Annotated in this window: 7 protein-coding genes; 1 reads left to right on the forward strand and 6 read right to left on the reverse strand. The window is 53.9% G+C overall.

The window, feature by feature from the left end; translation table 11 throughout:
* Nucleotides 1-75: 75 nt before the first annotated feature.
* Together D7D26_RS08055 and D7D26_RS08060 are read right to left on the reverse strand one after the other, a co-directional pair.
* The gene (locus D7D26_RS08055; RefSeq protein ID WP_078016374.1) at nt 76-1,413 is read right to left on the reverse strand and encodes an aminotransferase family protein; all 1,338 of its coding nucleotides are present in this window, start codon (nt 1,411-1,413) and stop codon (nt 76-78) included.
* 563 nt (nt 1,414-1,976) lie between these two features.
* Nucleotides 1,977-3,560, reverse strand: coding sequence for a PucR family transcriptional regulator (locus D7D26_RS08060; protein WP_158606310.1), 1,584 nt, complete (start codon nt 3,558-3,560; stop codon nt 1,977-1,979).
* 283 nt (nt 3,561-3,843) lie between these two features.
* On the opposite strand from D7D26_RS08060, the gene D7D26_RS08065 reads away from it, so the two are divergent.
* On the forward strand, nt 3,844-4,539 hold the full coding sequence (locus tag D7D26_RS08065; RefSeq protein WP_078016409.1) for a 2-phosphosulfolactate phosphatase: 696 nt from the start codon (nt 3,844-3,846) through the stop codon (nt 4,537-4,539).
* A 93-nt stretch (nt 4,540-4,632) separates the two neighbouring features.
* Here D7D26_RS08065 and rbr read toward each other — a convergent pair whose 3' ends face one another.
* The 4 genes from rbr to D7D26_RS08085 form a co-directional block, all read right to left on the reverse strand.
* Nucleotides 4,633-5,175 (reverse strand): rubrerythrin, encoded by a 543-nt coding sequence (gene rbr / locus D7D26_RS08070; RefSeq protein WP_120372703.1) that lies wholly within the window; start codon nt 5,173-5,175, stop codon nt 4,633-4,635.
* Nucleotides 5,176-5,286: 111 nt separating this feature from the next.
* On the reverse strand, nt 5,287-5,664 hold the full coding sequence (locus D7D26_RS08075; protein WP_078016371.1) for a Fur family transcriptional regulator: 378 nt from the start codon (nt 5,662-5,664) through the stop codon (nt 5,287-5,289).
* A 145-nt stretch (nt 5,665-5,809) separates the two neighbouring features.
* Complete coding sequence (locus D7D26_RS08080) at nt 5,810-6,304, reverse strand: hypothetical protein (protein WP_078016370.1); 495 nt, start codon at nt 6,302-6,304, stop codon at nt 5,810-5,812.
* Nucleotides 6,305-6,328: 24 nt separating this feature from the next.
* Complete coding sequence (locus D7D26_RS08085; protein WP_120372704.1) at nt 6,329-7,624, reverse strand: HD domain-containing protein; 1,296 nt, start codon at nt 7,622-7,624, stop codon at nt 6,329-6,331.
* Nucleotides 7,625-7,850 lie beyond the last annotated feature (226 nt).

Here is a 7,850-nt window from a genome sequence, read left to right on the forward strand (position 1 = left end):
TGTATTCGGCATTTTAATTGAGAAATAGTATAAGACATCTTCCCCGATTCCTTTCGGCGCTGGGAAAGACTTTAGCTATGCCAGCTTCGCTGCGGCGGCCGCAAGTCCCATTTCAAGTTTTTCAAGCAGCTCGTCAATCTGCTCTGACGTGGTGATCAGCGGCGGAGCTACCAGGAAATTGTCGCCGTCAATGTAGTCGACCATGCCACCGCCGGGATAGATGACCAGCCCGCGGGCAAGGCATTCTTTCATTGCCACGTTAGCAGCGCCGACATTCTTTGCAAACGGCGTCTTTGCAGCCTTGTCCTGAACCAGTTCAAAGCCCCACATGAAACCTTTGCCGCGGACATCGCCCACGATAGGATTGCTTTCGCCAATTTTCTTGAGCCCCTCGCCAAATTTGATCCCCAATGTAGCTACGTTCTCCACAAGCTTATGTTTCTTCATGTACTTGATCACGGCCGCAGTGGCAGCTCCGCTCAACGGATTACCCGTGTAGGTGTGTCCATGAGTAAAAGCCCCGGTACCTTTCTGGATCTCTTCAGCAATCCAGTTCGAGGCAATCACGCCGCCGGTAGGAATGTAACCTGCCGCCATGCCTTTTGCGGTCGCAATGATGTCGGGCTTCACTCCCCAGTGATTGACGCAGAAATTTTTCCCCGTGCGTCCCATGCCCGTCATCACTTCGTCGGCAATAAGCAAAATGTCATATTTGGTACAGATCTCGCGCACCAAAGGCCAATATTCGCCCGGCGGCACCAAGGCCCCCACAGAGGAGCCCACGATAGGCTCAGCAATAAACGCCATGACATTGCCGGGGCCTACGCGCTTGATGACCTCCTCGAGCTGACGGGCACAGCGCATATCGCAGGAAGGATGCGCCAGACCGAAAGGACAGCGGTAGCAATAGTGAGGCACAATATGGGGATTCTCTTTGAAGAGAGGGGCGTAGATGCGCCGCCTGGGAATTGAGCCGCCGATGGCCATAGTGCCCAGAGTACTCCCGTGATAAGCGTTCCACCGAGATATTATCGTCGACTTGCTGGAGTACCCTCCGTCCCGTTCGATGTAGTATTGGCGCGCTAGCTTGACTGCCGCCTCGATAGCCTCGGAACCTCCGCAGGTAAACCACACATACTCCATACCCTCCGGTGCCAGCGAAGCCATTTCTTCTGCCGCCTCCGAGACGCTGTCCAGACGCCAGCGTGACGTGTGGGCGAACTCTATTTTGTGCATTTGCGCCACTACAGCTTCGATAACTTCTTCGTTGCAGTGTCCCAAATTGCAGATCAGAGCTCCGCTGCATCCATCCAGATATTTCTTTCCTTCCTTGTCATAAATATAAATACCCTCGCCTTGGACCGCCGTGAGATATTCCGTCTTAAAACTCCGCGGAAACAACTTGCCAGTCATCTTCGCTCCAACTCCTTTCCAAGACTTATGATTTATGGCCCCCTGCAAAGAATGCGCTTTATGGTGATGCAGGACAAACTCGCCTCTCGTTTGAGAGTTCTTTCACACCTCGTGACATCCTTCAAAACCAAAAGCTTCGCTGTTCATCGTCATCGGGAAATCAGCCATTTAGCGAGAGAGACTTCTTGGCGCTACAAATAATACTATAATTCATATTTAATCAACAAAACCGACAAACATTTTCTCTCTCCAAGATACTCAAAGCAGAGCCACAAACAATTTTATGGTACGCTTACCGCTTTCTTTCTACATGACCCATACTCATTTCATTACTTAGATAGCTGGTTTAATATTAATAGAAAACACAACTGCAGTCTTTATTCAAACAAACAGAAATAATAAACAAATTTTGTAAAAAACAACAAGAGGTCACTTCGAGAATAAACCGAAGTGACCTCTTTAATTACCATCTCAAGAATACCAGACGCACATCATAGGTAAAAAAATGAAAGTAATCTCTCCTGTTTTCAAAGGCTGTCTTCATCGTCTGAAATGAACGTCGGTCATTCTCGGCTCATTTCAAAACAGAACAGCGCGCGGGCCAGCATCGCCCGGTCTCTGTAGCGGAACAAATCGAGCCCCGTCAAATCCTTCATGCGCTGCACGCGGTAACGAAGCGTGTTTTCATGCACGTGAAGAACCCCTGCAGCCTCGCTGAGGTTCTCCGTTCGGTTCATTGCCCTCAACGTATCCTGAAAAGCGGTATTGCCGTGGTCGCGGTCATACCGAAGCAGAGGATCAAGAACTTTCTTCACGAGCAGGCGGCTCTCCAGCGTATCCGCCCCTTCGATCTGGGACAGTTCGAAGAGCCAATCGTCACAGCAAAGGAGCGATTCCGGCCTGTCATATCGGCTGCAGACCGCGCGGAAACAGTTTTTCGCCATACGGTAGCTGTCGCGGATCTCTTCGATCCTCCTTACCGACGGTCCGACCGATAAAACGGCCGATGGATCGGGGGCCAGCAGTTCTTTGGCCTTGATCATATACTGAGGCAGTTTCTGCCCGCCGGTCGACGAACACAGCAGCACGCATTCCGATGGGGTCACCCAGAGCAATATCTTATGCGGGATCAGACGTCCAAGGCTCCCCATGGTAAACTGCGCTCCCCGCCGAAACGCCTCGTCCAGTCCCGGACGGGCCGAGAACACCAGCACGCGGAACGCTTGTTCGGCGTCCAGTCCGCAACGTTCCAGCGTATGGCTGATGAACTCTCTTTTATCTTTGGGATTGTAGAGCAGGCTGTTCCACAGGCTCATCAGCGTCCGGCGCGTATCCTCGAAGCGCTCGTTCCACTTCATCGTCAGTCTCATCTGCAGCTGTTGGATCATCAAACGTTCCTTGTCGCCCAGAGCCGGCTTATGATGCACGACCAGATAACCAAGACAATAGTTCTTGCCTGTCAGCGGGAAGATATGCCACGGAGGTTCATGAAACTCTCCCTGCGTCACGCAGGCCTTGCGAAAGACTTCGTGCGCTCCCTGCAAAAGCGTGTTTTCAGCTCGCCCGATCTGCCGTTTTTGCGGCCATATGGGCCCCTGCAAGTCGGGAGGAAGAAGAAAGCAGAGCGCGCGAATCCGCTCGGAGAGCTGCGACAAAAGGACGGAATCCCGGCTGTCTTTCATCGCCAGTTCGTAGAGGTCGTGAAAATACTGGTTCACCTCCATCAAAACGCTGGCCTGGTAGAGATTGATCTCGGCCATGATGGACTGGATGAGCCACCTGAACTGACAGTCTGCGCGAATCTCGAACAGAGGGACGTTTTTCTCGTCGGCGATCTTGATGAACTCAGCGGGGATTTTGTCGATATGCGGCCCGAGTTTGAACCCCATCGCCGATACAACGTTCGTCAACGCCCGAAAACCTTCCAGCGCCAGAGGCGGATTGGTTCGCGCCAAATAGCCCACGCTGAAGACAAACTCCTGCCCTTCGAGGCGGCTCGCCAGTTCCGGCGATTCCCAGACAGTGGTATATGCTACCGTGCGGTCGAGCCCTTTCTCGCCGGCGACAAGGCGCGTGTATTTCTTGAAATTGTGCAGCCGCGCGATCTGCCGCACCGTCACCGCCTGCGGAGCTCCAAGCGTTTTCACATGATGTTCCCCCTTTCCTTGAAGGCAAATTCGCCCGCGTCTCAGCATCATCATACAAAAAAACAACGAAATTGAAAGGCCCTGCCCCGTTTTTATGCCGCAGCGCCGTTACTCCAGAGCGAGAAACGCGGCGGCCCGCGTTTTCGCCGGACGGTTTTCGGCGCGGAGTACGTCGCCCGTCCCAAAAGCCCCATTCCCAGACGGCGCCGTTCATCATATAATGGACGGGAAGCGCTCCCGGAAGAGATTCACGCGGCGCAATCCCACGAAAGCGGGGGATCCGATGGACATACAAATTCTCGAACTGCTCGACGGCGCGCGGCGGGCCCGCGGGCTGACGGTCGTCATCGACGTGTTCCGCGCTTTTTCGCTGGAAGCCTGGCTGTTCGCGCGCGGCGCGGCGTCGATCTTCGCCGTCGGCGCGGAATCCGAAGCCCGGCGCCTCAAAGCAGAACATCCCGGCGCCGTGCTGATCGGCGAGCGCGGCGGCGCGATCCTGCCGGGGTTCGACTTCGGCAACTCGCCGTCGCAGACGCGCGGCGCGGATTTTCGCGGAAAGACCGTGATCCACACCACCAGCGCCGGCACGCAGGGGCTGGCGGCCGCTTCCGGCGCGGCCGAGATCGTGGCCGGCAGCCTCGTCAACGCCGCGGCCACCGCGCGCTATATCCGCAGCCGCGATCCCGAGCGGGTGTCGCTGGTGGCGATGGGCCTGGCGGGCGTTTCCGGCACGCCGGAAGACCGCCTGTGCGCGCGCTGCATCGCGGCGCGGCTCAGGGGGGAAACGCTGGACATGGAACGCGAACTGGCCGCCGTGCGCGCCGACCCGGAGGGGCGGAAGTTCTTCGATCCCGCCCGGCAGGACGTGTTCCCCGAGGACGACTTCTGGATGTGCGTCGACGCGGACCGCTTCGACTTCGTGATCCGCGCGCAGCGCCTCGGCGACGGGCTGTTCCGCATGAGCGCGCTCGCGTGCTGAAACACCCGCGTTCCACGCGGAACAAAAAACGGCCGGAAGCCGACGAATGGGCGTTCGTCAGCTTCCGGCCGTTTTCACTTTTCCGCCTTTTCCCTAGTAGTTCTCGGCGTGGATCTCGAAGTAGCTCTGCGGATGGGCGCAGGCGGGGCACACGGCGGGCGCCTTGACGCCGACGACGATGTGGCCGCAGTTGCGGCACTCCCAGATCTTCACTTCCCCCCTCTGGAAGACCTCGCCGCTTTCCACGTTCTTGAGCAGGGCGCGGTAGCGCTCCTCGTGATGCTTTTCGATGGCAGCGACAAGGCGGAACTTGGCGGCCAGCGCGGGGAACCCCTCTTCCTCCGCGGTCCTGGCGAAGCCGTCGTACATGTCGGTCCACTCGTAGTTCTCCCCCGCGGCGGCCGCGGCCAGATTGGCCTTGGTGTCGCCGATGCCGTCCAGCTCCTTGAACCACATCTTGGCGTGCTCCTTCTCGTTGTCGGCCGTCTTCTGGAACAGCGCCGAGATCTGCTCGTAACCTTCCTTCCTGGCGACCGAGGCGAAATAGGTGTACTTGTTGCGCGCCTGCGATTCGCCGGCGAACGCCGCCTGCAGGTTCTTGAGCGTCTGGGTGCCTTCATACTTGTTCTGCGCCATTTCCAATGATCCCCCTGATCTTTTCAAAACATGTCTTCCTCCGTCCCCCCCGGACGGAGGAAAATTTCCCCCTGGCTGCCGGCAGGACCGCCAGCCTTCCCACACACGCGCTTACGGCGCCGTCCCCTCCGCCTTGCGGCGGCATTCGGGGCAGACGTAAAAGACTTTGAGGTCATAGGACGTGACACGTTCCCCCAGCTGCTCTTCCAGCCCCCCGGTCAGGTCGGCCAGCGTCACGTCCGCCAGTTTGCCGCATTTCTGGCAGATCAGATGATCGTGCTTCTCGATCCGGTCGTAACGCTCCGGCGACCCCTCGACGTGAACGCGGCGGATCAGCTTTTGCGCGCAGAGCGCGTTGAGATTGTTGTACACCGTCGCCAGAACGACCTTCGGCTGCGTCTTTTTCAGCTCCCAGAAAATCTGTTCCGCCGTCAGGTGGCTGCGCGAAGCGTTCACGATGTCGAGAATTCCCCGAGCGTATTTTGTCATGGCCTCGCCTCTTTTCTAGAATTATTCTAATTCTATTTTTTCGATCTGTCAAGCGCCTCTTTTTTTCCGCCCGGCGCAAAAAAACGTCGGCTCGGTTTCGTCAGCCACTCCGGAACGAAACTGCGCCGACGGCGTATTTTCCCTCTCACGCCGCAGTAATATAACCCGTGGATTTCAGCCGTTCAATCGCGGCGTCAATCTCCTCGTCAGAATATTTGCTCCCCTTGATCTTTTTGACGCCGGCCGAGATCTTTTGAGGATTTTTATGTACCTGAAGGTAAACATAAAGCGCCGTTGCGATCAGTTCAAGCCTGCTGGGCGTTTCTTTAGCAAACTCGTCGACGATTTCGTTAACGGTTTCATCGTTATAGTCGTTGCCAAATGAACTCTTTCTCACGGAAATCCGGTGCTCTGTCGGCGTATAGTCGATCTTCAAAATACCTTCATCGCTCAGTTCCCTGACCGCAAAATCGAGATCCGCACTGTAAGGCCCATAGAAATGAATGCCGTAATCACAGCCGACATCTATTCCTTTCATTTCAACAAGGAATACGATTTTCTGGAGCTTTTTTTTGCAGGGATTTTCGCTCTTACAAGAAATCCTGTCGATGATTTTTACGACAGCCGCTTCGTTAACCATGGGCTCCCCTCCATTTCACATTATTTACTCGCTTCGAATCTTTTGTATTTCCTTCCTAACCTCAGCAGCTATATTTTTATCTGCATAGATCCGATTGATGCTGATCGGTTTTACAATGGACTCCAAAATAATGGACTCCTCCATAATGTTTTTGACATCTCCCGTCCCCTCGTCAAGGATCATGATTCCCCTACCGCTGTCATCCTGTGGGGCCAATAGTGCCGGCGCTAGTCTGTGCGCCGCTTTATCGACGCTGTCATAGAGCACGCGACCGCCGTACTTCCTTTTTAGCTGATTAAAGATCAGCTTTGTGTTCTGTTTATCGGCCTGGTCGGCATGGGTTTTGGATTCAAATACACAGGTCATGATCCCCCGGTTCTTAAAGGGCACGACGTCGCTATCTTCCGATCTCGCAATCAGATCGAGTATTCGCGCGTCATTCCATCTCAGGTATTCTGAAACGTCGTCGGGATATTTTCCTCCCGGCAAGACAGCTTTCAAACTCTTAACAAGAACCTTGTCCAAATAACGGCGCGTCTTATGGAAATAAACCTGGATAAACATGAAATACCTGGCGAGTATAAATTCTTCAAGAGCCTGAACGCCGCCCCTTTCGATGGCGAGCTGAAGCTGATTATTCTGTTTATACGCCGTCAGGGTCGATATGAACCTGTCCAGATCGTAAGTGCCGTACGTAACGCCGCAATACAAAGAGTCGCGCAGCAGGTAATCCATCTTGTCACAATCGAGTTCGCCGTCCATGAAATTTTTCAAAAAAAAGAAATCCGGAACAATGAATTCTTCGTTCAGAATATCTTTTCCCTCGTAGATCATCCACACAAGTTCCGGTGTTATATCATAACGGTCACCGTGCTGCTTTTTGAATTTCGCGCCGATCTCGCGGATGTACCCCGAAATTTCCGTCCCACAGATCACAAGCTTTGTAAAATCCTCATGCTCCTTGCCGGGCTCGAACAGCTCTTCCGATACGTGAGAAAAGGGTGCGTGCCCCAAATCGTGGGTCAAGCCGATAAGCCGCAGCAACTGACGGTACCATGCTGTTTTATGTGCGTTTTCCTCTTCGTCGTCAGAAAAGAGATTCGGCACTTTTCGCGTCACGGAATCGAAAACTCGCGAAGTCAGGTGCATCACGCCGATAGAATGTCCAAAACGGGAATGTTCGGCTCCATGATATACCAAATACGTGGTCGCCAACTGGCGTATGTTTCGGAGACGCTGAAAAGAAGCGGAATCTATAATTTTCAGTTCATCGTCGGAAATGTCAATAAAACCATGGATCGGGTCTCTGAATTGGTACATCACTGTTTCTCCTGTTTTTATTTTTAGAGAAGGAACATTCTGAGCCTATAAGCTTCCATATATACTCTTATTATATTTGCTTTCAGTTTATCAAAACCCGATTCAGAATTCAACCATCCGCCGGAATCTGTTGTTCAGTGATAAAGTCACCCATAACTGTTCCAAGAAAATGTCACTCTGAGATAATACCGTTCATGAAACAGGAGCGAATGACATTGTCACAAAA

It is taken from the genome of Pyramidobacter sp. CG50-2 (assembly GCF_003612005.1).
Classification (GTDB): domain Bacteria; phylum Synergistota; class Synergistia; order Synergistales; family Dethiosulfovibrionaceae; genus Pyramidobacter.